The organism is Marisediminicola antarctica (assembly GCF_009930795.1).
Lineage (GTDB): Bacteria > Actinomycetota > Actinomycetes > Actinomycetales > Microbacteriaceae > Marisediminicola > Marisediminicola antarctica.
In genome coordinates this window covers 1,218,499-1,241,887 of record NZ_CP017146.1, presented here as the reverse complement: position 1 = coordinate 1,241,887, position 23,389 = coordinate 1,218,499, and the positions used below count along the sequence as shown (strand labels likewise).

Annotated in this window: 18 protein-coding genes; 7 read left to right on the top strand and 11 right to left on the bottom strand. The window is 67.8% G+C overall.

Annotated elements, in window-relative coordinates:
* Positions 1–58: 58 nt before the first annotated feature.
* Positions 59–448 (bottom strand): MerR family transcriptional regulator, encoded by a 390-nt coding sequence (locus BHD05_RS05905; protein WP_161885616.1) that lies wholly within the window; start codon positions 446–448, stop codon positions 59–61.
* Positions 449–613: 165 nt separating this feature from the next.
* Here BHD05_RS05905 and BHD05_RS05900 point away from each other — a divergent pair, with 165 nt between their 5' ends.
* Positions 614–2,134 (top strand): SulP family inorganic anion transporter, encoded by a 1,521-nt coding sequence (locus BHD05_RS05900; RefSeq protein WP_161885615.1) that lies wholly within the window; start codon positions 614–616, stop codon positions 2,132–2,134.
* A gap of 547 nt (positions 2,135–2,681) precedes the next feature.
* Here the strand turns inward: BHD05_RS05900 and BHD05_RS05895 are convergent.
* From BHD05_RS05895 to BHD05_RS05885, 3 genes are all read right to left on the bottom strand, one after another.
* Positions 2,682–3,191 (bottom strand): universal stress protein, encoded by a 510-nt coding sequence (locus BHD05_RS05895; protein WP_161885614.1) that lies wholly within the window; start codon positions 3,189–3,191, stop codon positions 2,682–2,684.
* Positions 3,192–3,314: 123 nt separating this feature from the next.
* Entirely contained in the window at positions 3,315–4,307 is a 993-nt protein-coding gene (locus tag BHD05_RS05890; RefSeq protein ID WP_161885613.1) for a ribonucleotide-diphosphate reductase subunit beta, read from the bottom strand.
* Between the two features lie 137 nt (positions 4,308–4,444).
* On the bottom strand, positions 4,445–6,931 hold the full coding sequence (locus tag BHD05_RS05885; RefSeq protein WP_161885612.1) for a ribonucleoside-diphosphate reductase subunit alpha: 2,487 nt from the start codon (positions 6,929–6,931) through the stop codon (positions 4,445–4,447).
* A gap of 234 nt (positions 6,932–7,165) precedes the next feature.
* Between BHD05_RS05885 and BHD05_RS05880 the strand changes: the two genes are divergently transcribed.
* Genes BHD05_RS05880 through BHD05_RS05870 form a run of 3 tightly spaced genes read left to right on the top strand, consistent with a single transcriptional unit; the run spans position 7,166 to position 10,106 of the window.
* Entirely contained in the window at positions 7,166–8,374 is a 1,209-nt protein-coding gene (locus BHD05_RS05880; protein ID WP_161885611.1) for an MFS transporter, read from the top strand.
* A gap of 47 nt (positions 8,375–8,421) precedes the next feature.
* Complete coding sequence (locus BHD05_RS05875; protein WP_161885610.1) at positions 8,422–9,225, top strand: DUF1206 domain-containing protein; 804 nt, start codon at positions 8,422–8,424, stop codon at positions 9,223–9,225.
* 47 nt (positions 9,226–9,272) lie between these two features.
* Entirely contained in the window at positions 9,273–10,106 is an 834-nt protein-coding gene (locus tag BHD05_RS05870) for an aldo/keto reductase (protein WP_161885609.1), read from the top strand.
* A gap of 24 nt (positions 10,107–10,130) precedes the next feature.
* On the opposite strand, the gene BHD05_RS05865 is transcribed toward BHD05_RS05870, so the two are convergent.
* Genes BHD05_RS05865 through BHD05_RS05855 form a run of 3 tightly spaced genes read right to left on the bottom strand, consistent with a single transcriptional unit; the run spans position 10,131 to position 11,945 of the window.
* Positions 10,131–10,337: a hypothetical protein gene (locus BHD05_RS05865; RefSeq protein ID WP_161885608.1), complete on the bottom strand. Its 207-nt coding sequence runs from the start codon at positions 10,335–10,337 to the stop codon at positions 10,131–10,133.
* On the bottom strand, positions 10,288–10,968 hold the full coding sequence (locus BHD05_RS05860) for an MFS transporter (RefSeq protein WP_161885607.1): 681 nt from the start codon (positions 10,966–10,968) through the stop codon (positions 10,288–10,290). Before BHD05_RS05860 ends, BHD05_RS05865 begins: the two co-directional genes overlap by 50 nt.
* The gene (locus tag BHD05_RS05855) at positions 10,962–11,945 is read right to left on the bottom strand and encodes an aldo/keto reductase (RefSeq protein WP_161885606.1); all 984 of its coding nucleotides are present in this window, start codon (positions 11,943–11,945) and stop codon (positions 10,962–10,964) included. Before BHD05_RS05855 ends, BHD05_RS05860 begins: the two co-directional genes overlap by 7 nt.
* 129 nt (positions 11,946–12,074) lie before the next feature.
* Between BHD05_RS05855 and BHD05_RS05850 the strand changes: the two genes are divergently transcribed.
* A complete protein-coding gene (locus tag BHD05_RS05850; RefSeq protein WP_161885605.1) occupies positions 12,075–12,998 on the top strand; it encodes a DUF4349 domain-containing protein in 924 nt (307 codons plus the stop codon).
* Positions 12,999–13,057: 59 nt separating this feature from the next.
* Here the strand turns inward: BHD05_RS05850 and BHD05_RS05845 are convergent, their stop codons facing one another.
* Positions 13,058–14,818: a glycerol-3-phosphate dehydrogenase/oxidase gene (locus BHD05_RS05845; RefSeq protein WP_202614300.1), complete on the bottom strand. Its 1,761-nt coding sequence runs from the start codon at positions 14,816–14,818 to the stop codon at positions 13,058–13,060.
* A gap of 129 nt (positions 14,819–14,947) precedes the next feature.
* Here BHD05_RS05845 and BHD05_RS05840 point away from each other — a divergent pair, with 129 nt between their 5' ends.
* Together BHD05_RS05840 and BHD05_RS05835 are read left to right on the top strand one after the other, a co-directional pair.
* Positions 14,948–15,922, top strand: coding sequence for a sugar-binding transcriptional regulator (locus BHD05_RS05840; RefSeq protein WP_161885604.1), 975 nt, complete (start codon positions 14,948–14,950; stop codon positions 15,920–15,922).
* Between the two features lie 48 nt (positions 15,923–15,970).
* Positions 15,971–17,218, top strand: a complete 1,248-nt coding sequence (locus tag BHD05_RS05835; RefSeq protein ID WP_161885603.1) for an FAD-binding protein — start codon at positions 15,971–15,973, stop codon at positions 17,216–17,218.
* Between the two features lie 36 nt (positions 17,219–17,254).
* On the opposite strand, the gene cydD is transcribed toward BHD05_RS05835, so the two are convergent.
* The 3 genes from cydD to BHD05_RS05820 are packed head-to-tail and all read right to left on the bottom strand — an operon-like array spanning position 17,255 to position 23,297.
* Entirely contained in the window at positions 17,255–20,641 is a 3,387-nt protein-coding gene (cydD, locus tag BHD05_RS05830) for a thiol reductant ABC exporter subunit CydD (RefSeq protein WP_161885602.1), read from the bottom strand.
* A gap of 32 nt (positions 20,642–20,673) precedes the next feature.
* Positions 20,674–21,702 (bottom strand): cytochrome d ubiquinol oxidase subunit II, encoded by a 1,029-nt coding sequence (gene cydB, locus BHD05_RS05825; RefSeq protein ID WP_161885601.1) that lies wholly within the window; start codon positions 21,700–21,702, stop codon positions 20,674–20,676.
* Positions 21,703–21,719: 17 nt separating this feature from the next.
* Entirely contained in the window at positions 21,720–23,297 is a 1,578-nt protein-coding gene (locus BHD05_RS05820) for a cytochrome ubiquinol oxidase subunit I (RefSeq protein ID WP_161885600.1), read from the bottom strand.
* Between the last annotated feature and the right edge of the window lie 92 nt (positions 23,298–23,389).

The window sequence follows — 23,389 nt, the reverse complement described above, 5'->3', positions numbered from 1 at the left end:
TCGAACCGCCCGGGCCGATCTGGGCCACTGCGCGGGTCGCGATGGCATCGCGCGCTGCCTATTGGCGGCGGAGAAGTTCCAGGAATTCGTCGGCCATCTCGAGCTGTCTCTCGAGCGTCTGCCTGCGTTCGACGGCCTGATCGATGAAGCGATCCAACCGGGAACGTACCTCTAGGCTATCGGAACCCGGCGCGCCTGCCTGCAGCGTGTCAATGACGCCGAGCAGATTGGTCATTTCCTCGAGCGAGAACCCGAGTGGCTTCATGCGTCGGATGAGCATGAGCCGGGTCAGGTCGTCTTGGCTGTAGAGCCGGAATCCTCCCTCGGTTCGACCGGATGCCTTGAGCAGGCCCACATCGTCGTAGTGGCGAATGGTGCGCAGCGACAGGCCGGTCTTCTCGGCCAGCTCGCCGATGTGCATCGTCTCCGGGCCTGCATCCGCGCTCATGTTGTCCCTTCGGCCACTTCGGCATCTCACATCCAACCCTAACGTTAGGGTAGAGTTCGGATGTCGACCGGCCACGCCCGTCGACCTCCCAATCTCCGCGTAACGCTGCGCGCGACGCCCATCCCGCCCGGCATCCGCCGAATCATCTCGTTACTGGAGACTCCCATGGCCATTGTCCAGAAGCCCGACCCGCCCGACCGCTACCGGGCCGACCCGTCGGTGATGACCGCGCTGCGCACGCCGCGCATACTCACCCGCGAGGTGCTCGCCGGCCTCGTGGTCGCCATGGCGCTCATCCCCGAGGCGATCTCCTTCTCGATCATCGCCGGGGTCGACCCGCGGGTCGGGCTGTTCTCCTCGTTCGTCATGGCCGTGTCGATCGCGTTCCTCGGCGGCCGCCCCGCCATGATCACCGCGGCGACCGGTGCGATCGCTCTCGTCATCGCGCCCGTGGCCCGCGAGTACGGCCTGGAGTACTTCATCGCCACCGTCATCCTCGGCGGCATCTTCCAAGTGGTGCTCGGCGTGATCGGCGTCGCAAAGCTCATGCGCTTCATCCCCCGCAGCGTCATGGTCGGGTTCGTCAACGCGCTCGCGATCCTCATCTTCACCGCCCAGCTCCCCCACCTCATCGGGGTGCCGTGGCTGGTCTACCCGCTTGTCGCGGTCGGCATCCTGATCATGGTCGTCATGCCGCGACTGACCAAGGTCGTGCCGGCCCCGCTCGTCGCGATCGTGCTCATCACTGCCGCGGTCGTCACGATGGCGATCGCCGTTCCCACGGTCGGCGACCAGGGTGAGCTGCCGACCAGCCTGCCCGAGCTGTTCATCCCCGACGTGCCGCTCAACTGGGAGACGTTCCAGATCATCGCGCCCTACTCTCTCGCGATGGCGCTCGTCGGGCTGCTCGAGTCGCTCATGACCGCGAAGCTCGTCGACGAGATCACCGACACGCACTCGCGGAAGACCCGTGAGGCGTGGGGCCAGGGTGTCGCAAACATGCTCTCCGGGCTCTTCGGCGGCATGGGCGGATGCGCGATGATCGGCCAGACGATGATCAACGTGAAGGCGTCGGGCGCGCGCACCCGCATCTCCACCTTCCTCGCTGGGGTCTTCCTGCTGATCCTCGTGGTCGGCCTCGGCGACCTCGTCGCGGTCATTCCGATGGCGGCACTCGTCGCGGTCATGATCATGGTCTCCGTCGCGACGATCGACTGGCACAGCATCCGCCCGGCGACCCTGAAGCGGATGCCGAAGAGTGAGACCGCCGTCATGCTCTCCACCGTCGTCATCGTCGTGATCACCCACAACCTCGCAATCGGCGTCATCGCCGGAGTCATCCTCGCCATGGTGCTCTTCGCCCGGCGGGTCGCCCACTTCGTCTCGGTCGCGCGCACGGTGCCGGAGGGCGAAGCGGTGCCAACCGCGTACTACGTCGTAACCGGCGAACTGTTCTTCGCCTCGAGCAACGACCTGACGACGCAGTTCGAGTACGCCGACGACCCGGAGCGGGTGGTCATCGACCTGACGAATTCGCACATCTGGGATGCCTCGACCGTCGCCGCACTCGACGCGATCACCACCAAGTACGAGCAGCACGGCAAGCGCGCGGTCATCGTGGGCCTGAACGAGGCCAGCACCTCGATGCAGGTGCGTCTCGGCGGCCAGCTCGGCGCCGGGCACTGAAGCATCCGGGCATCGTCGCATATCCGGCACATCCGGGCATCGTCGCATATCCGGCACATCCGGCACATCCGGCACATCTGGCACACCTGGCACATCCGGCACATCCGGCACATCCGGCACATCCGGCACATCTGGCACATCTGGCACATCTCGCACGCCAACCACCCCGCACATCTCATCGAGTACGCACTAGTGGCTGCTCAGGCACGACCGCGAACGACCACGACCACGTAGTCGACGCCTCCGGCCGGCCGTGGGCCGAACCGACTTACTCGCCGCCAGCCTGTGACGCGCGGCGGGTTGCGTGCAGCCAGAAGTTCGCCGAGTACGGAGTAGTGGTCGCTGCCGGACGAGTTCGAACCGCAACAATTCTGTAATCGGCGCGATTCTCGTGGGCACCAAGCCCTCGTGGGCATCAGGCCCTCGTGGGCATCAGGCCCTCATGGGCACCAGGCCCTCATGGGCACCAGGCCACAACGACCAGTATTCGCTCGCCGAGTGGGGCACAGCGCGCCCACACCACAACCCATCCGGCGTCGGAACCGGCTCAGCCCTGCTCCCACGGCAGCTCGCGGTCGATCGGCAACGGGTTGAGCGGGATGACCACGACAGGGCGGTGCTGCCGGTGCGCGAGGTGGGCCGCGACCGATCCGGTGAGTAGCTCCTGGATGCTGCCGCGCAGCCCCGCCTCACGTGTTCCGACGACGATCATGGCCGCGTCGAGCCGGGCGGCGAGCTGCCCGAGCGCGTGCGCGGGATCGCCGGCGAGCATCCGGGTCGACCAGCGCACGCCACGGTTCTCGAGCAGCGTCGCGAGGTGGCGCTCGAGCTCCTCTGGAAACTCCTGCACCGCGAGGTCGGGCAGGTCGGGATCGATCGGCAGCGAGGAAACCGAGCCGTCCTCACGTTCCCGCACGGTATACCGGCCGCGGTCGACGCTCGCGCAAACGAGCTCGGCACCGAAGCGACGCGCGAACTCGACGGCGCTGAGCACCACCGCATCCAGCTGGTCATGAACGACCCCGACGATCACCGGCGGTGTCTCCCTCGCGTCCATCAGGCTCCCCTCATTGATTCAGGGTGTCAGAGTCGGGCGCGTTCCGGTAGCGGTGGCGCTGGCACGCACGAACGCCCCCGGGAGGCCGAAGCCACCCGGGGGCGTTGTGGTCGAGCGAGGCTACTAGCGCGCGGAGACCGTGGCCGATGCGTTCGACTCGTACGAGGTGTTGGTCGACTCGAAGAAGTTGACGAGCTGCAACGTGTCGTTCGCCGCGGCCATCCACTTCGCCGGGTTGGTGACGTTGTACTCCGGCTCGAAGCCGAGCTCCTCGAGCCGGCGGTCCGCCAGGTACTTCACGTACTGGTTGATGTAGTTCGAGTTGAGTCCGAGGATGCCGCCGGGCAGCAGGTCCCGGTTGTACTCCTCCTCGAGGGCGACGGCGTCAAGGATCATCTGCTTGATCTCGGCGGCGAATTCCTCGGTCTGGAGGTCTTCGTTCTCTTCGAGAACCGTGAGGATCAGGTTGATGCCGAACTTGAGGTGCAGCGACTCGTCACGCACGACCCAGTCCATCAGCGAACCGAAGTTGCGCAGCAGGTTTCGCTGGCGGAAGCTCAGCGCCACCATGAATCCGGAGTAGAACCAGATGCCCTCGAGGATCACGTTGTAGGCGACGAGGTTGCGGACGAAGTCCTTCTTGCCCTCGGTCGTGGTGATGTCGAGGGTGTTCTCGGTCATGCGACGGATGTACTTGACCTCGAACTCCTCCTTCTTCGCCATCGACGGAATCTCGACGTGCGAGGCGTAGGCGGCCTCGCGGTCGATCGGGAAGGTCTCGAGCACGTACTCGAACGACATGCAGTGGTTGGCCTCTTCCCACATCTGCTTCGCGAGGTACAGGCTGCACTCGGCGGCGTTGACGTAGGGGTACACGCCGAAGGCGAGCGCCTTGTTGACGAGCAGCTCGTTCGGGTTGAAGTAGCTCATCAGGAAGGTGACGGCGTGGCGCTCTTCGTCGGTCATCTTCTTGAAGTCGGCGATGTCCTCGCCGAGCTGGATCTCGTTCGGGAACCAGGTGTTCGCGACGGCCTGGTCGTACAGGTCCATTGCCCACTGGTAGCGGATTGGTTTGAGGAGCAGCCCCTCCTGGAGGCCGGTGCCGAGAATGCCCATTGCTCTAGTCTTCTTTCTGGATCTGTGATTCGACAGTGAGTGGTGCGGTGCGGACTGCGGACAGAACTACTGGCAGCTGTCGCACTGGAGGTCGTCCATCGGGTCGACCGGTACTTCGTACTGGAATTGCTCGTTCATCAATTGCCCGGCTTTCCGAAGCCGAAGCCCTTGCGGGGCGCCGACGGGGCGGGCTCCACCACGACCGGGGCTGCTGCCGCCTCGATCGGGACGCCGGCCGGGGTCGACGACGTCGACGAGGCGCCGAAGCCCTTGCGGGCCCCCGTGCCGATCGACTCCGACTTGTTGACCTTGACCGTCGACTGCTCCGCCGTGTGGCGCGGCTTCATGTGCAGGTAGTAGGTGGTCTTCACGCCGCGCTCCCACGCCGCGAAGTAGATGTCCATCATGTCGCCGAGGTCACGCGTCTCGAGGTACATGTTGCGACTGATGGCCTGGTCGATCCACTTCTGCGCGCGGGCCGCGACCTCGATGAAAGCGTACGGGGAGAGCTGGAAGCTCGTCTTGTACGTTTCCTTCATGTGGTCGGGGATTGCGGCGATGTTCTGGATGTCGCCCTGGCTGCGCAGGATCGTCTCGCGCGTCGAGTCCCAGATGCCCAGCTCCTGCAGGTCGGCCACGAGGTTGCGGTTGACCTCGAGGAACTTGCCGTTCGAGGTTGCGCGGCTGAAGATCTGCGAGAACTGCGGGTCCAGGCCCGGAGTGGTACCGGCAACGAGGCCGATGGATGCGGTTGGTGCGATGGCCATGAGGGTCGCGTTGCGCATGCCGCCCTTGACCTTCTCGCGCAGCGCATCCCAGTCGAGACGGGTCGTGCGGTTGACCTTGATCGCCATGTCGCGGTCGGCCTCTGTCGTCGCGATGCTGTCGATCGGCACCATCCCCTTCGACCAGCCGGAGCCTTCGAAGTTCGCGTACGAGCCGCGTTCGCGGGCGAGGTTGGCGCTCTCGTCGATCGCCGCGTACGACACGTGCTCCATGATCTCGTCGACCAGGTCGTAGGAGGCTTCGCTCTCGTAGCTGAAGCCGAGCTTTTCGATGATGTCGGTGAAGCCCATGACGCCGAGGCCGACGGCGCGGTTCTGCTCGTTGGAGAAGTCCGCCTCCTTGACCGAGGAGCGGGTGATGTCGATGAGGTTGTCGAGCTGGCGGATCGCGAGGCGGGCGCTCTCCTCGATCTTCTTGAAGTCGACCTTGCCGTCGCGCATATGCCGCGACAGGTTGATCGAGGCCAGGTTGCAGACCGAGACGTTGTCTTCGTCTTGCGGGAGGGTGATCTCGGTGCACAGGTTCGACAGGTGGATCGTGCCGGTGTTGTTGTTGAGGGCACGGTTGTTGATCGTGTCCTTGAAGGTGAGCCACGGGTGCGAGGTCGTCTGCAGCGAGATGAGAATCGACTTGAACTGCTCACGCGCGGTGATGCGCTTGTACATGCGCATCTGGCCGGCGTCGGCGAGGGCGACGTACTCGTTGTAGCGAGTGGAGAATTCCTTGCCGTACAGCTCGTTGAGATCGCTGACCTCAAGCGGGTCGAAGAGGTACCAGTCGTCGTCGTTCTGCACGCGCTTCATGAACTCGTCGCTGATCCAGACCGCGGTGTTCGCGGTGCGGGTGCGGCGGTACGGGTCGCCGGAGTTCTGGCGCAGGTCGAGGAACTCGGGGAAGTCGAGGTGCCAGTTCTCGATGTAGAAGCACAGCGCGCCGAACTTCTTGCCGCCGCGGCTCACCGCGCGCAGGATCGAGTCGATCGTGTGCATGAACGGGATCGGGCCGGTCGAGGTGGTGTTGTTCGAGCGGATCGGGGATCCCTGCGCGCGGAGCTTGGTGACCGAGAGGCCGATGCCGCCGGTGCCCTTGGTGAGCCACATCACGTCGCGGGTGGTCTTGGCGATGTGCTCCATGTCGTCTTGCATTTCCATGACGAAGCAGTTCGCGAGCTGCGGATAAATCGTGCCCGCGTTGACGAGGGTGGATCCGGCCGCGAGGTACTCGAGGGTCGACATCTTCTCGTAGAACGCGATGGCGTGCTCGGTGGGGTTCGCCTCGTTGAGCGAGAGGCCCATCGCGATGCGCATCCAGAAGTACTGCGGAACCTCGAGGGCGTCGCCATTGCGCCCCTTGATGCCGTAGCGGTTGTTGAGGGTGACGACACCGATGTACTTGAGCAGCTCGTCGTGCGCGGGCTCGAGGGCCTGGCTGAGCTTCTCGAGGTCGAACATCTCGACGAGGCGGGAGTCGAGGAGCTTCTCCTCGACACCGCGGGTGATGTTCGCGGCGAAGTGCGAGGCGTGCAGGAACTTGAGCTGCTCGGCCGACTGGTAGTCGCCGAGAACGCGCTTGTAGATGGTCTTTAGCAGCAGACGGGCGGCGACCGTGTCGAACGCCGGGTCGTCTTTGACGTTCTGCAGGGCGACCTGGATGACGGCCTCGTCGAGCTGCTGTGTTGTGATGCCGTCGAACAGGGTGATCTCGAGCTCCGACGCGATCTGCGTGACCCACGCGATGTTGTCGTCGAGCCCGGTTGTCGCGTGCTCGATTGCGAGGTTGATCTTGTTCGCGTCATACTGCTCGCGCTGTCCGTTGCGCTTGATTACTGTGATCTCCACCAAAACTCCCTTACGACCCCGACGAACGCCTGCATTCAGGCCCATTCTTGCCTGCAACCGGAATGCCGGCCAGGCGTTGTCACCACTATATAGCGGGTGTCTGACAATGAGCCAACCCTAGATGTAGTGGGCGTGTCCTCCACAGGTGTGCATAACTTCGCCGACTTATACACAGCCAGATCGTGCCTCCAGCCACCGACATTCCGTACTTTGTGCCCGATAGGCTGACTGCTTGTGAGTAGTTATGCGAGCCTGCTGAAGTCCCCCGGGGTCGCCCGCATCATCGCCGCACAGCTCACCGCCCGCTTCCCGTTCGGGATGCTGTCCCTCGCCCTGCTGCTGCATGTCGAGCACGTGCACGATTCCTACGCCGCGGCGGGTCTCGTCCTCGCCGCGACGAGCATCGGCCAGGCCATCGCCGGGCCGCTCACGAGCCGGTGGATGGGACGCTGGGCGATGCGCCCAGTGCTCATCCTCACGACGGTTCTCTGCACGCTCTCCATCGGCACGATCGCCCTTGTCGAGATGTCCGTTCCTCTCTACATGGCGATCGGTCTGGTCGCGGGGCTGAGCATGCCGCCGGTGCAGCCAGCCGTGCGCACGATCTATCCGAAGATGGTCAACTCCCGTCAGCTCACCCCGCTGTTCTCGCTCGACGCGTCGGCACAAGAGATCATCTGGGTGCTCGGCCCGGTCATCACGGTCTTTCTCGCGGTGCAGATCAGCACCGTCACGGCGATACTCACCGCGATGGGCATCCTTGTCGTCGGCTCGACCTGGTTCATCTCCTCTCCCGAGGTCGGCCGGGTGCGCATCCCCCTCAGCCGCCGCAAGCTCGGCGCCGTGCTGGGCCGGCCGCCCGTGCTGCTCGCTACCGTCACCGGATTCCTGCTCATCGGCGCCTGCGCGGCTGTCGAGGTCGGCGTGGTGGCGGCATTCGGCGAGGGCGGCTCGGAATCGGGCGTCATCCTCGCGATCTTCGCGATCGGGTCACTCATCGGCGGGCTCTCCTTCGGCCACCGGCCGATCGGGCCGACCGCGCTCGCGATGCGGATGCTGGGGGTGGCGATCGGGCTGTCCCTCGCGATCGTGAGCCTCAATTTCTGGTGGCTCGCGCTCACCATGCTGATCGCCGGGGTCGGCATCGCGCCCGCCCTCGCGGTCATGTTCGCGATCGTGTCGGCGAGCGTAAAGTTCAGCGAGACCGCGGAGGCATACGGGTGGGTGGGCACCGGCCAGCTCATCGGCGCCGCCATCGGCTCTGCCATCGCCGGTTTCGTGATCGACGCCTCGGGCGCACCGGGCGCCTTCGTTGTCGCGGCGGCCTTCGCGATCGGCGGCGTCATCGTGGCAACGGTCTTCCGCCGCTGGCACCCCGACCTGCGGGACCGCGACGCGAGCCCGATCCCCGACACCGAACCGATCGCGGTGCAGCCGAGCTAAGCGGCGGATCAGACGCGCGGGGCCGACGGTCGAACTAATCTGGGCAGATGACCGACGAAGTAGAGAGCGCCGCCCGCAGCGCCAGCCGAAGCCATCCCTTTCAGGTCGTTGCCCGAATGGGCTACGCCGTCAACGGCCTGCTGCACATACTGATCGGCGGCATTGCGATCGGCGTGGCGCGCGGAGTAGGCGGCGAAGCCGACGCATCCGGGGCCCTCACCGGTCTTGCCGCAACCCCCGGCGGCATCGTCGTGCTCTGGACGATCGTCATCGGCCTTGCCGCCCTCGGGCTGTGGCAGGTCGTAGAGGCCATCCTCGTGCCGTCGCCCGATCCGAAGCGCAAGTGGGGACACCGGGCGATCGAGTTGGGCAAGGCGGTGGCGTACCTCGCGATCGCCGCAACCGCGCTCAGCTTCGCGATGGGCGGCTCCTCGGACTCAGGCGGCGACGCCAGGGGGTTCACCGCTGCCTTGCTCGCGGCGCCGGGTGGCATCGTCGTGCTCGTGATCGTCGGCCTGGGTGTGTGCGTGATCGGCGCGTTCTTCGTCATGAAGGGCATTACGAAGAAGTTCACCGAGGATCTGACTGTTCCCTCGGGAACCGTCGGACGGGTGGTTGTCGGGCTCGGCATCGCCGGCTACCTCGCCAAGGGGATCGCGCTCGGCGTGGTCGGCATCCTGTTCCTCGTCGCCGCGGCGACGGTGGACGCGAGCGAGTCCACCGGTCTCGACGGCGCACTGAAGGCTCTCGTCGAGCTGCCATTCGGTCCGGCGATCCTGATCGTCGTCGCGATCGGTCTGATCGCCTACGGGCTGTACAGCTTCGTGCGCGCGCGACGAGCACGGCTGTAGCCCCGCGCGTGCATCCCGGGCGCAGCAACCCGACCAATAATGGACCGATGACAACTGAACCCGTATCCCCCGTCCTGACGATGAACGACTCCCGTGTCATCCCCCAGCTCGGCCTCGGCGTGTACAAGATCGCGCACGAGCAGGCGGCGGATGTCGTCGCCACGGCGATCGACGCCGGCTACCGGCACGTCGACACGGCGACCCTGTACGGCAACGAGGTTGGCGTCGGCGAGGGGATGCGCCGCTCCGGCGTTCCCCGCGAGGAGCTGTTCGTGACGACGAAGGTCTGGCAGGACGACCACGGATTCGAGAACACGCTGCGCGCGTTCGAGGGGAGCCGCCAGAAGCTCGGTCTCGACTATGTCGACCTCTACCTGATCCACTGGCCGGCCCCGAAGCGCGGCCTCTACATCGAGACGTGGCGCGCGCTCGAGAAGCTGCGCTCCGACGGGGTCGTCCGCTCGATCGGTGTCTCCAACTTCCATACCCACCACCTCGACGCTCTGCTGGCCGAGACCGAGGTCGTCCCCGTGATCAACCAGATCGAGCTGCACCCGTGGCTGCCCCAGCGTGAGGTGCGCGCCTACGGCGACGCGAACTCGATCCTGACCGAGGCATGGTCGCCCCTCGCCCGCGGACGCGTGCTCGGCAACCCTGTGCTCGACACTCTCGCGGCGAAGCACTCCGTCTCCCCTGCCCAGGTCGTCATCCGCTGGCACCTGCAGCAGGGCATCGTCGTGATCCCCAAGTCGGTGACGCCCGACCGCATCCGCCAGAACGCCGACGTGTTCGGGTTCGAACTGGACGCCCACGACCTCGTGGCCATCGACGGACTCGAGTCAGGCGAACGCACGGGACTCGACCCCGACGACAACAACTGACCCGGGTCGGCGACGCCAGCGGGGTCACTGGAGCGGGGTGATGCCCGGGGGCTCAATCGGCCCAACCGGGAGGTCTCCGTTGTCGACGTCCTCGGCGTTGGGAAGCGTCATCAGGAACCGGAAGAACACGAGGCTCGCGACGAACGCCACGCCGCCGCCGAGAAGGAACGGCACGGTCAGGTCAATTCGGCCGAGCAGGCGCCCGGGGATCACGCTCTGCCGCAGCGACATGATGTGGATATTCCACACGGTGATCGCCCCGGAGGTGAGGGCCGTGCCTGCCGCCGCCACCGCAATCGTCGGCACCGCGCCGATCGCGAAGGTCGCCGCCCCGGTGAGGGTGGTCATGATGGCGACCGTCAGCCCGGTCCCCCGGCGTTCCCGCCTCGGGGACGGGACGGGCGAACTGGCCCCCCGAGGCCGCCTTCGGGAGAAAGAACGCGAGTGCGAGCGCGCCTCCGAATACGGCGGCGTTGACCCCCAGGGGGATCAGGGCCGAGACGGCGAAGAGCACCGACGTGAACGGGCCGGACAGGAAGTTCTGCACCAGGAGCTCCCCGCCCTCGATGCGGGCATTCGCGCGCGACAGGTTGGACCGCTCGACGATGCTCGGCACGACGGCGCGGATCGCCCCGTCATAGACCGTCTCGAAGGCGCCGTAGACGAAGATCACGAGATACGGCCACCAGATCGTGAGCCCATCCGTCGCCACGAGCACGAACAGCGCGATCGCGAGGGCGGCGATGCCCGAGATGAGCAGCGGGTCGTCGGTGAGCCGCTCGATCCCGTCGCCGAGGCTCGACGCGAGGTTCGCGGTGAAGAGATTAGCGAAGGCGGGGCCGAGGCCCCTCTTCGCTACCACCGCGGGTGGATGGCCGCCCGGAAGTAGGTGTCGTAGAGGTGCGCCACGCCAGCGGTGAACTCCGCCGATAGCGGATCGGCGGATCCGGCAATCGCGTTCGAGCGCGCCTGGTCCACCGATCGGGCGCCGGGGATGACGCTGCTCACCCCGTCGAGCTGCGCGACCCAGGCGAGCGCCGCCTGCGCGGTCGTGAGCCCGGTGGATGCCGCGAGCGCCGCGAACTCCTGTGCCGCGGCCACTCCCTTGTCGAAGTCGACGCCGGAGAAGGTCTCGCCCACGTCGAACGCGGAGCCGTCCCGGTTGTAGTTGCGGTGGTCGTTCGCCGCGAATGTCGTCTCGGTCGTGTACTTGCCGCTCAGCAGGCCCGAGGCGAGCGGGACCCTCGCGATGATGCCGACACCGGCGGCGATTGCCGCGGGGAGCACCTCGTCGAGCGGCTTGTGCCGGAAGGCGTTGAGGATGATCTGCACGCTCGCGGTGCCGGGGCGGGCGATCGCGGAAAGGGCCTGGGCGGTCGTCTCGACGCTCACGCCGTAGGCCGCGATGGCGCCGTCGGCGACGAGGGTATCGAGTGCGTCGTAGACGGAGTCGGTGGAGAGCACCGCCGACGGCGGACAGTGCAACTGCACGAGGTCGAGGGTGTCGACGCCCAGATTCGAGCGGGAGCGGTCGGTCCACTCGCGGAACTTCGGGAGCGTGAAGTTCGCGGCATCCTGCGCCTCGCGGCGCCCCATCTTGGTCGCGACCGTGATGCCGTGCCCGGGCTTGCCGGCAAGGTACTCGCCGATGAATTTCTCACTGCGCCCATCGCCGTAGACGTCGGCGGTGTCGAAGAAGGTGACGCCCGAGTCGACCGCGGCGTCGAGGATCGCGCGCGCGTCGGCGTCGACATCGCCCCAGTCGGCCCCGAGCTGCCAGGTGCCGAGGCCGATGACGGAAACCGTGCGGCCGGTACGACCGAGAGTACGTGTGTGCATGAATCGAGCGTACCGGGCGGAGGTTCACCGCCCGCGCGTCTGCACGCGCGCCCCACGCCGCGAACCGACGCTCGACGGGCCGAAAACGTTGGGTGGTGGCTCGCGACGGTCCAGGAATACAGTGAGCCCATGAGGCGATGGCGGAGCGCGGCGGCGGTCATGGTGGCGGTGTTTCTTCTCGCCGGCTGCACCTTGGGCGCGTCGGATTCAGCGAGCGACGAGGCACCGCCGGGCAACGGGCTTCCCACCGAGGGGGTCACCGAGGGGTCCGACGGTGGCGTCCCGGGCGGGGTGAGCACCGAATCGGCCGACCGGGACGTTATCGTGCTGGGCTATCTCACCATTACGGCCGAGGATCCGATCGGGGCCGCTGACGACGCGGTCCGCATCGTCGAGCGGGCCGGCGGCCGCGTCGACAGCCGCAGCGAGCAGCCCGGTGTGGACGGTGGCGGGAACGGCGCTTTCGCGCAGCTGGTTGTGCGGATCCCCTCCGGCGCGCTCACCGAGACCCTCGACGAGATCAAGGCACTCGGCGAGGTGGAAGACGTCTCGATCAACTCGACCGACGTGACCGCGCAGACGCGGGATCTCGACGCGCGGATCGATGCGCTGCAAGCATCCGTCGACCGCCTGCTCGCCCTGCTCCGGGTGGCGACCTCGACGACCGACCTCATCGCGATCGAGACCGCCCTGTCGGAGCGGCAGGCCAATCTGGAAAGCCTCCAGGCGCAGCGCCGTTACCTCTCCGAGCAGGTCGACCTGTCGACGATCACGGTGGACTTCGGCTCGAAGGATGCCGCTCCGATCGACGAGCCCGAGGGCTTTGTCGACGGACTCGTCGCCGGCTGGACCGCGCTCGTCGGATTCCTCGGCGCCGCCCTCATTGCGTTCGGGGTGGCTCTTCCGTGGCTCGCGGCAGTCGCAGTGCTCGCGCTCGTCGCGCTCGTGATCGTGCGTTCGGTGCGCCGATCACGACGCGCGACGACCACGGCGCCGCCGGAGGAGAGCAGCGGGGGCCGCACCGACGGGGAGAAGGTCGTATCCGCGGACTGAGCCCGGGTCGGGAGTGATCCGACCGGCCGCCCGGTCAGGCCGACCGGGCCTGCTCACGCTCAGACCGCGTCGGCCACCGGACGACCGGTAACCGGGGCCGCGACGAGCGCCAGTCCGTGGAACACGGCGAGGTGCTCGACCGCCGACTCGCGCTCCGCCGCCAGCTGCTCGGCCGACCAGCCGAGCGCGGAGGCGACGACAGAGGCGAGCTCGTCGAACACCGGCTGGGTGAGCCCACCGGCGAAGGCGATGATCGTGCGTCGCAGGAACAGGTCGCCGAGGTGCACGACAAACTCACGCTCACACAGGTACTCGATCTCGCCAGCGCTGAAACCCTCGAGCGCGCCGAGCGGCTGGTCACCGGCAGTCTGCAGGAACGCGATCACGTCGGCGGCCGTCGTGCCGTAGCGGGCAAGCAGCTGCGCGGTGCGAGCCCGGCCGAGTCCGCCGGAGTGGTTCGCGATCCAGGCATCCGTCTCCGCTCCCGCCGCGGGGAAGCCGACGCCGCCGCCCATGGCGAGGTCCTCGGTGCTCACGCGCCGGTCGACACCGAGAATCTCGAGAGTGTCGGTGCTGATGTGTTCGGAGAGCGCACGGAACGTGGTCCACTTACCGCCGACGAGGCTCAACATCTTCACCGCTCCGCTCTCGCCGAACGGAGTCTTCTCGATGCGGTAGTCACGCGAGACGAAGCCGGGTGCGGCATCCTCGCTCGGCAGCGGGCGCACGCCGGAGTAGCGGAAGACAATCTGCGACCGGTCGACGGGGATCTTCGGGAACACGTGGGAGACGAGTTCGAAGAAGTAATCGACCTCGTCCTCGGTGCAGACGGCGGGCTCGCCCATGTCGGCCGGGATGTCGGTGGTTCCGACGAGCACCTTGCCGTTGAGCGGGTAGATCAGCACGATGCGGCCGTCGTTGTTCTCGAAGAACACTTCGCCGCCGGCGCAGGCGGCGAAGAGCGCCGGGTTGTCGAGCACGATATGGGAGCCCTTGGTGCCGCCCATGAACTCGGTCGGCCGTCCGAGCGCCGTGTTCGTGAGGTCGGTCCACGGGCCGGTGGTGTTGACGACGACGCTGGCCGACACCGAGAACTCGGTGCCCGTGACGGTGTCGCGCAGCAGCACGTCGTCGCCGCGCACGCCGATCGCCTCGATGTAGTTGGCGCTGCGGGCGTGGGGCCCGGTGGCGCGGGCGTCGGCGACGAGGTCGAGGGCGAGCCGCTCGGGGTTCTCGACTGCGGCGTCGAAGTAGGTGGCGGTGTACTTGACGTCGCGGCGCAGCTCCGGAAGCTTGGCGAGCGAGGCCGCGCGGCCTTTGAACTGGTGGCGCGGCACGTTGCCGCCGTCGCGGGAGAACGAGTCGTAGCCGGTGAGGCCCAGCTTGATGAGCAGGGCGCCGCGCTCCTTGGGCTTGCCCTGCTGCTTGTGGGTGAGGAAGCGCAGCGGCGCGGACAGGATGCCCGAGAAGGTGGAGAAGATGGGGATCGTCGTCGGCAGGGGCTTCACGTAGTGCGGCGCGAGGCGCAGCAGCCGGTTGCGCTCCTGGACCGACTCGCGGACCAGGCGGAACTCGCCGTTCTCGAGGTAGCGCACCCCGCCGTGGATCATGTGCGAGGAGGCCGCCGAGGCGCCGGAGCAGAAGTCACCCCGCTCGACCAGCACCACGTCGACGCCCTGCAGTGCGAGGTCACGGAAGGTCGCGATGCCGTTAATCCCCCCACCGATGACGATAACTTGGGCAGTCGGCGCGGAGACGATCGCAGCGACGTCGGGTCGGAGTCCGGAAACGGATGCCGTGGTCTTCGATTCTGTGCTCACTAGCGCAACACCTTTGTTTGAGTGATGGATCCCCGGAGCGGGAATTGCTGACTGATACAGTGTGACCGCCCGCACAAAACCGATCAACTGTCTTGCACATACGTGCAGGACAAGGAGAGGCCGATCATCATGGCATCCGTCCTATCCGACTACGATCCCGACAAGGCGCGCGATGCCCTCCGCGCCGCCCAGCTCTACTACCTGCAGGACATCACGATGGAGGCGATCGCCCAGGAGCTGCATACGTCGCGATCCTCGGTGTCGCGGCTGCTCAGTTTCGCCCGGGAGAGCGGCCTCGTCGAGATTCAGGTGAAATCCCCCGCCGACCGGATCTCCACCGCCCAGCGTCGGCTGCGCGATCGTTTCGGCATTACCGCGCACATCGTTCCGGTTCCGAACTCCACGAACGAGGTCGACCGGCTCGAGCGCGTCGCGGTCTCGGCTGCACGTATTCTCGCGCCGTTCTTCGACTCGAATATGACCCTCGGCATCGCCTGGGGCGGCACCATGAGCGCCGTGAGCCGCCACCTTCCCGATAAGACCACCCACAACTCGACGGTCGTCCAGCTCAACGGGGCCGCCAACACGCACACGCTCGGGATCGTCTATGCGAGCGAGATCATGAGCCGTTTCGGCGTCGCCTACGGCGCGACGGTCGAGCAGTTCCCCGTGCCGGCGTTCTTCGACGATCCGGCCACTAAAGATGCTCTCTGGAGGGAGCGAGCCATTCGACGCGTGCTCGATATCCAGACGCGCATGGACATCGCGCTGTTCGGGCTCGGCTCGACGAGCGCGGCCGTGCCCAGCCACGTGCACATCGGCGGCTACCTCGACAAGAGCGACTACGCGGCGCTGGCGGGCACCGATGTTGTCGGCGATCTCGCGACCGTGTTCTACCGCAGCGACGGCAGCTACGACGGCATCGAGATGAACTCGCGGTCGAGCGGGCCAGACCTCGACCTCGTGGCGAGCGTGCCGCGACGGGTGTGCGTGGTCTCGGGTCGGTCCAAGCTTCCGGCGCTGCGCGGCGCCCTCGCCGCGGGGCTCGTCACCGATCTCATCGTGGACGAGGCCACCGCGCACCTACTCGCCGACACCGCCTAGGCGGCCCGTCGGCTGGCGGGTCGCACGGGTTCTGACCAGACTGTGGCGATGACGTCGACTAATTGGGCAGGCAATCTCAGCTATTCCGCCTCGGATCTTCTCGAGCCGGGCTCGGTCGACGAGCTGCGCGAGATGGTGGCGGCGACGCCCCGCATCCGCGCCCTCGGCTCCCGGCATTCGTTCAACCGGATCGCCGACACGACAGCGGTGCAGGTCTCGACGGCAGGCATCCCGCTCGACATCGAGATCGACGAGACCGACCGCACCGTCACCGTCGGATCCGGTGCCACGTACGGGGAGTTCGCCCGGCAGCTCGATCGGGCCGGATGGGCGCTGCACAATCTCGCCTCGCTGCCGCACATCTCCGTGGCGGGTGCGATCGCCCCCGGCACTCACGGCTCCGGCGACCGCAACGGCTGCCTGTCGACCGAGGTCGCCGCAATCGAGATGGTCACGGCCGACGGCGGCATCCTCACCCTCCGGCGCGGCGATCCGGACTTCGACGGTGCCGTCGTCTCCCTCGGCACGCTCGGCATCGTTGCGCGGGTGACCCTCGACATCGAGCCGACGTTCGAGGTGCAGCAGGATGTCGTCGAGAACCTGTCCTGGCATGCCCTGACCAGCAATCTCGATGCCATCGCCGCCAGCGCCTACAGCGTGAGCGCCTTCACCCACTGGGGCGACGACGGCGCAACGCAGGTGTGGCTCAAGCGCCGATCTGACGGCCCCCCGCCCACCGGAGACTTTTTCGGGGCGTCCCCAGCCGAGCTCCAGCGGCATCCGTTGCCCGGCGTGCCGGCCGGCAACACGACAACCCAGTTGGGCGTGCCCGGCCCGTGGTGGGACCGTCTGCCCCACTTCAAGCTCGGGTTCACCCCGAGCAATGGCGAGGAGCTTCAGAGCGAGTACCTGGTTCCGCGGCGCCACGGCGTCGAGGCGATCGAGGCGGTGCGTGCGCTCGCGCCGCTTATCCGCCCTCACCTGTTCGTGTCGGAGCTGCGGACGATCGCTGCGGACAACCTCTGGCTCAGCCCGAGCTATGGCGAGGACTGCCTCGGGATCCACTTCACCTGGAAGCTGCACGTCCCCGAGGTCGAGGCGCTGCTCCCGGTCATCGACCACGCGCTGTCGCGCTTCTCCGCGCGGCCGCACTGGGGGAAAGTCTTCGACACCGATCCCGCCCGCATCGGCGAGCTCTACCCGCGGCTGGTCGAGTTCCGCGAGCTCGCCGACCGGCTCGATCCCGGCGGCAAGTTCCGCAACGGATTCGTGGACCGCTGGGTGTTCGGCGCCTGAGACGCCGTCGCGAGACCGGATGCCCGCGCCGCCGGCCTACACAAGGGCAGCGGGCAGCGCGAGGCGGTCGAGGTCGACGCGCTGGTCGTCCAGCTGACGATCAACCAGGTGATGGGTGACGAGCACCACAATCTGTCCCGACAGTGCGGCCCTGAGATCGTCCATGAGGGTGCTGGCGGTCTCGGCGTCGAGGTGCGCCGTCGGCTCGTCGAGCAGAACGACCTCGGCGCGAGTGAGCAGGGTTCTCGCCACAGCGAGCCGCTGCCGCTCGCCACCGGACAGGTGCGCTCCCTCCGACCCAATGCGCGTGTCGAGGCCGAGCGGAAGCCGCCCGACGACACCGCCGAGACCGGCTCGCCGGAGCGCGAGCAGCATCTCGCTCTCGTCGGGGGCATCCGTCCGCGCCCGGGCGATCAGCAGGTTCGCTCGCACGGTCGAGTCGAAGAGGTGCCCCTCCTGGGGGCACCACGACACGTGGCGGCGGAGTTCGCGCGGGTCGATCCGCCGGGAGTCACGTCCCCCGAGGAGGTAGGAGCCCGCGTCCGGGGCGAGGTAGCCGAGCAGGAGGGTGAGCAGCGTCGACTTGCCGGAGCCGGATGCCCCGCTCACGACGAGCCACTCCCCTGTCTCGACCGTGGCGCTGACGCCGTGGAATGCTCGCACGGGTGCGTGCGGCCAGCGGGCCGCGACAGCGCGAAGCTCGAGCTCGACGACGTCGGCCAGGGCCGTGGTGGCGAGTCGCGTCTGGGCGAATGGCGTCTGAGAACCGGGCAGCTCCCTGGCCGCGGTGAGCCGCGCGGCCCGGCGCAGGGCCTGCCGCAGCGACGGCCACTGCTGCACGGCGTCGACCACGGAGAGCAGCGGGTCGAGCAGCGCGAGCGGAAGCAGCACGAGCACGGCGACGACTTCGATCGGCAGCGTGCCCGCGCGCACGGCGGGCGCGCTCACGGCGAGCATCCCGGCCGCGGTGGAACAGCTGGCCGCGATGAGCACGGCGCCGCCGAGGCCCAGGGCCCAGGCGCTGCGGCGGGCGGTCTCCCCTGCGTTCGTATCAAGGTCGCGCAGCTCGGCGCGCACCTGAGCGTCTACCCCGTTGGCGCGCAGCTCGGCCCGGGCGGCGATCATGGCCGCGAACCGGCGGGTGACGGTCGACCTGATCGCCTGCTGCCCCCGGCTGGCCGCGCGATCGGCCGCGAGCGCCACGGCGGGAGCGATGATCAGGCACACGACGAGGCAGGCCAGGAGCAGCGGCAGGGCGGGGGCGTGCAGCAGCCCGACCGCCACGACGGAGGCAAGGCCGACCGCGACGCCGACGATCGGCGGCACGAGAACGCGCGGCGCGAGGTCGCGCACCTGGTCGGCCGTGACGACGAGGTAGTCCAGTGCGGTGCCGCCGCGCATCATCTTGCGGGACGTCGCCCCCTGCGCGGCGAGCGAGCGCCACAGCCGGGTGCGCAGTCCCGTGACCGCCACGAAGATGGCGTCATGGGTCACGAGGCGTTCGCCGTAGCGCAGCACCGAGCGCCCGATACCGAAGAACCGCACACCGACGATCGCGACCAGCAGGTACATGATCGGCGGTTGCGTGCTCGCCCGCACGATGAGCCAGCCAGACACCGCCGTGAGTGCGACGGCGAAAAGGGCGGCGAGGGTGCCGAGCAGGATGGCGAGGGCGAATCGTCCCGCCGCCGGGGTGAGCACCTCCCGCAACAGCCGAAGGGTGCCGGGCACAGCGACCCGGTCGGACTCCTCGCCGAGCGTGGAGGGGTGCGCACCCGTCGGTGGGTCGACCGGCGGCCGCGACCCATCGGGCGAGGCGACAGCCTCCGCCAGCGAGCCGGCGGACACCGGGCCGCGTTCGTTCCGCCGGCCCGGTGTCGCCGCCCCGAGCCGCACGACGTGCGAGGCGAGGGCGGTGACGGATGCCTCGTGCGAGGCGACGACGACGGTCGCCCGGCCTCGCAGCCCGGAGATCGCCCGTTCGATCACGAGGCTGGTCTCGTCGTCGAGGTGGGCGGTCGGTTCGTCGAGCAGTACGAGCACGGCGCCGTCGTCGACGCGGAGCAGCGCTCGCGCGATGCCCACCCGCCGCAGCTCCCCCGGGCTCAGCTGTGCCGGGTCGGAGTCGGCCACGAGGTCGATCCCGAGCTGCCGGAGCACCGCGTCGATGCTCTGCTCGGTTGCCGCGGCGCCCCCGTAGAGACGAAGCTCAGCTCGCACGGTGTCGCCGACGGTGTGCGGATGCTGCGGCACCCAGGCGACACGGGCGCGGTCGACGCCTGCGACGGTGCCCGCGATCGCGGCGTCCTCGCCGTCGCCGAGCACACCCGCGAGAACCGCGAGAATGGTGGACTTGCCGCTTCCGCTCGCGCCGGTGATCGCGGTGATCTGCCCCTCCGGCAGCTCGAAGCGGACGTGGTCGACGGCGGGCCCGCCGCGGCCCTCGTAGAGCACGGTCAACCCGCGCACCGCGATCGTGTCCGCGGCGGCGACCGGGCTGACCGGAACGGGAGCGTCGATGAGCGCGCGCGCCTGGTCGAGGGCGAGCACGCCATCCCTCGAGGCGTGGAACGCCGCTCCCAGGTCACGGAACGGGGCGAAGCACTCCGGCGCGAGAATGAGCACGAGGAGGCCGACCTCGAGCGGCAGGGTGCCGTTCACCAGGCGGGTGCCGATGAACACCGCGACGACGGCAACGGAGATGGTCGAGATCAGCTCGAGCGCGAGCGACGACAGGAACGCCGTGCGCAGGGTAGCCATGGTGCGGACACGGTAGTCGTTCGAGATGCGGTCGAGGGCCGCGGTCTGCTCCTCGACGCGGCCGAGCCCGACAAGAACAGGCAGCCCCCGCGCGAGTTCGACGAGGTGGTCGGAGAGCCGGCCGAGGGCGACGGATGCCGCATCGACGTCATCCTGGGTCTGCATGCCGATGAGCGCCATGAACACGGGCACGAGCGGCACCGTGAGCACGATGATGAGCGCGCTGACCCAGTCGGCCGAGAGGATCATCACCCCGACCATGAGCGGCACGACCGCGACGTTGGTGATCGCGGGGAGCACCGTTCCGAAGTACTTGTCGAGCTCGTCCAGCCCGCGGGTCGCGAGTGTCGTCGTGCCGCCGCCCGAGCCGCCGCCACCCTGCACGAGGCGATCGGCCAGATCGCGCCGGATCGCCTCCTTCGCACCGAGGGTGGCCCGCGCCGCGTAGGCCCCGGTCGCCCAGCTGGCGAGGGCGCGGAGCAGCGCGGCGGCGACCGCGACAAGCAGGGCGTCTCTCCACACGTCGTCCCCGGCGATGACGCTGACGATTCCGCGGGCGAGCGAGCCGGCGAGCAGCACGAGGGCCGCCGCCTTGACGGCGCTGAGCACGCCGAGCACGTACAGCGTCCTGAGGCCGGAGGGCCCGAAACCTGCCCGCAGCATCCCCGGCGCACGCCGCCCGGGCCCGCCGGGAGTCACTCGCCGGTCGCGGGACGGACCACGTGCGCCGCGGGGATGTGGTGGTCGCTGACCCGCTGGCGGAACACCCAGTAGGTCCAGCCCTGGTAGACGAACACGAGCGGGAGGCCGAATGCGGTCACCCAGGTCATCACGGCGAGCGTGTAGTCGCCGCTGGAGGCGTTCTGAATGGTCAGGTCGAACGCGTGGTCGAGGGTCGATGGCAGCACGACCGGGAAGACCGCCGCGAAGATCGACGCGGCGCCGGCCACGAGGAAGACGGCGACGCCGATGAAGGCGCGCCCCTCCCGGCCGACGCGGCCGTTGAGGTACCCCCAGAGCACGGCGACGACGGCGACGGCGACGAGCGCCCAGGTGATGATGGTGCCGGTCTGGAACTGCACGACGAGCACCCAGCCCACGATGGGCAGCAGCGCGACCGGGGTCCAGCGGGTGAACCAGCGGCCGGCGGCTGCCCGCACGGTGCCGTCCGACTTGAGTGCGAGGAAGGTGGACGCGTGCACGAGGCAGAATCCGACCACCGCGAGCCCGCCGAGCACGGCGTACCCGTTGAGCCAGGCGAACGCTCCGCCGACGCGGTCGCCATTCTCGTTGAGCGGCAGTCCCGTCGTGGTGAGGGTGAGCATCGCGCCGACGCCGAACGCAACGACGAATGATCCGAGCCCGAGGGCGAGGTCCCAGCTGCGGGTCCACCGCTCGCTGCTGCCCTTGCCGCGGTATTCGATCGCGACGGCGCGGAAGATGAGCCCGAGCAGCACGAGGGTGAGCGGCACGTAGAGGGCCGAGAACAACGACGCGTACCAGAACGGGAAGGCCGCGAAGGTCGCGGCGCCGGCGGTGATGAGCCACACCTCGTTGCCGTCCCAGACCGGTCCGATCGTGTTGAGCATGACGCGTCGCTGGGTCTCGCTTTTGGCGGTGACGAGCATGTGCATCCCGACCCCGAGGTCGAACCCCTCGAGCAGCAGGTAGCCGATCCAGAGGGCGGCGATGGCGATGAACCAGACAGTGGGCAGAACGTCCATGGAGGAGCTTCCTCGTCCTAGTAGGCGAACGACAGGACGTCGTCGCTCGGTGTGGCGTCGGGATGGTCGGGGTCGTCGTCCTTGCGGTCCAGGTCCGGCATCGCCGAGACCACCCCGCCACGCACGTATTTGACGATGAGCTTGACCTCGAACACCATAAGCACCCCGTAGACGAGGGTGAGGGCGACGAGGGAGAACAGAATCTCGACGAAACTCACGCCGGGCGACACGGCTGCCGCGGTGAACATGAACACCCCGTCGACGCCGGACGGATTCGGGTTCGGCGCGACCACGAACGGCTGCCGCCCCATCTCGGTGAAGATCCAGCCCGCCGAGTTGGCTGCGAACGGTGCGAGGATGCCGACGACCGCGAGCTGCATGATGCCCTTCGACTGCGGCACCGTGCCCTTTCGGGTGAGCCAGAGGGCGACGACCGCGGCGAACGCCGCGAGCCCGCCGAAGCCGATCATGAGGCGGAACCCCCAGTAGGTGACCGCCATGATCGGCACGTACTGGATCTCGTCTCCGGCGCGTGCGCCGAGCAGCGCCTCGTTGGGCAGGTTGGTGCCGAAGTTGGCCTGGTACTCGGGCACGAGGTCGGCGACGCCCTTGATCTCGGTCGTGAAGTCGCCGTGTGCGAGGAACGACAGCAGCCCGGGAATCTCGATGATGCTGACGACGTCATTGCAGTCGCGCGACCCGAGGTCGCCGATCGCGAGCACCGAGAAGCTCGTTCCGGTCTTGCAGGCCGCCTCGGCCGCCGCCATCTTCATCGGCTGCTGGTCGAACATGAGCTTTGCCTGGATGTCGCCGCTCACGGCGACTCCGCTGAACGCGACGACCGCGACGATGGCGCCCATGCGCAGCGACTTGATCCAGACCGAGTGATCGACCTTGTCGCGACCACGGATGGTGGCCGACGATCCGACGACGACCCGGCCACCGGCATCCACCGAGTCGATCCCGTCGCGGCGGCGCTGCCACAGCTGGTACCAGGAGATGCCGATCAAGAACGCGCCGCCGACCGCGAATGCCCCGAAGATCGTGTGAATGTAGGCGGAGATCGCGGTGTTATTGGTGAGCACGGCCCAGATGTCGACCATAACGGGGCGGCCGTCGATGATCTCGACACCCACCGGATGCTGCATCCAGGAGTTCGCGACGATGATGAAGAACGCTGAGACAACCGAGCCGGCCACGGCGATCCACAGGGTGGCGAGGTGCACTCGCTTGCTGAGCCGGCCCCAGCCGAAGATCCACAGGCCGAGGAAGGTCGACTCGAAGAAGAAGGCGAGCAGTCCCTCCATGGCGAGTGGGGCGCCGAAGACGTCGCCGACGAAGCGGGAGTACTCACTCCAGGCCATGCCGAACTGGAATTCCTGCACGAGGCCGGTCGCGACGCCCATGATGAAGTTGATCAGGTAGAGCTTGCCCCAGAATTTTGTCATCCGCAGGTAGCGTTCCTCGCCCGTGCGCACCCACAGCGTCTGCATGATCGCGACGACGGGGCCGAGCCCGAGCGTGAGCGGGACCATCCAGAAGTGGTAGACCGTGGTGATGCCGAACTGCCAGCGGGCGATTTCGAGAGGGTCCAACGTACACACCAATGCTTGGGCGGAAGAGCCAAATTTCTACGAAGCGTAGAACTCTTGTCTACACCATTGTCGACCCACTTCTACGCCACGTA

Coding starts and splice junctions, on each gene's coding strand:
- BHD05_RS05840 (WP_161885604.1), top strand. CDS start 14,948: ATGGCATCCGTCCTATCCGACTACGATCCCGACAAGGCGCGCGATGCC.
- BHD05_RS05895 (WP_161885614.1), bottom strand. CDS start 3,191: ATGGACGCGAGGGAGACACCGCCGGTGATCGTCGGGGTCGTTCATGAC.
- BHD05_RS05890 (WP_161885613.1), bottom strand. CDS start 4,307: ATGGGCATTCTCGGCACCGGCCTCCAGGAGGGGCTGCTCCTCAAACCA.
- BHD05_RS05865 (WP_161885608.1), bottom strand. CDS start 10,337: ATGTCGCTGCGGCAGAGCGTGATCCCCGGGCGCCTGCTCGGCCGAATT.
- BHD05_RS05900 (WP_161885615.1), top strand. CDS start 614: ATGGCCATTGTCCAGAAGCCCGACCCGCCCGACCGCTACCGGGCCGAC.
- BHD05_RS05875 (WP_161885610.1), top strand. CDS start 8,422: ATGACCGACGAAGTAGAGAGCGCCGCCCGCAGCGCCAGCCGAAGCCAT.
- cydD (WP_161885602.1), bottom strand. CDS start 20,641: ATGCTGCGGGCAGGTTTCGGGCCCTCCGGCCTCAGGACGCTGTACGTG.
- BHD05_RS05905 (WP_161885616.1), bottom strand. CDS start 448: ATGAGCGCGGATGCAGGCCCGGAGACGATGCACATCGGCGAGCTGGCC.
- BHD05_RS05870 (WP_161885609.1), top strand. CDS start 9,273: ATGACAACTGAACCCGTATCCCCCGTCCTGACGATGAACGACTCCCGT.
- BHD05_RS05850 (WP_161885605.1), top strand. CDS start 12,075: ATGAGGCGATGGCGGAGCGCGGCGGCGGTCATGGTGGCGGTGTTTCTT.
- BHD05_RS05835 (WP_161885603.1), top strand. CDS start 15,971: ATGACGTCGACTAATTGGGCAGGCAATCTCAGCTATTCCGCCTCGGAT.
- BHD05_RS05855 (WP_161885606.1), bottom strand. CDS start 11,945: ATGCACACACGTACTCTCGGTCGTACCGGCCGCACGGTTTCCGTCATC.
- cydB (WP_161885601.1), bottom strand. CDS start 21,702: ATGGACGTTCTGCCCACTGTCTGGTTCATCGCCATCGCCGCCCTCTGG.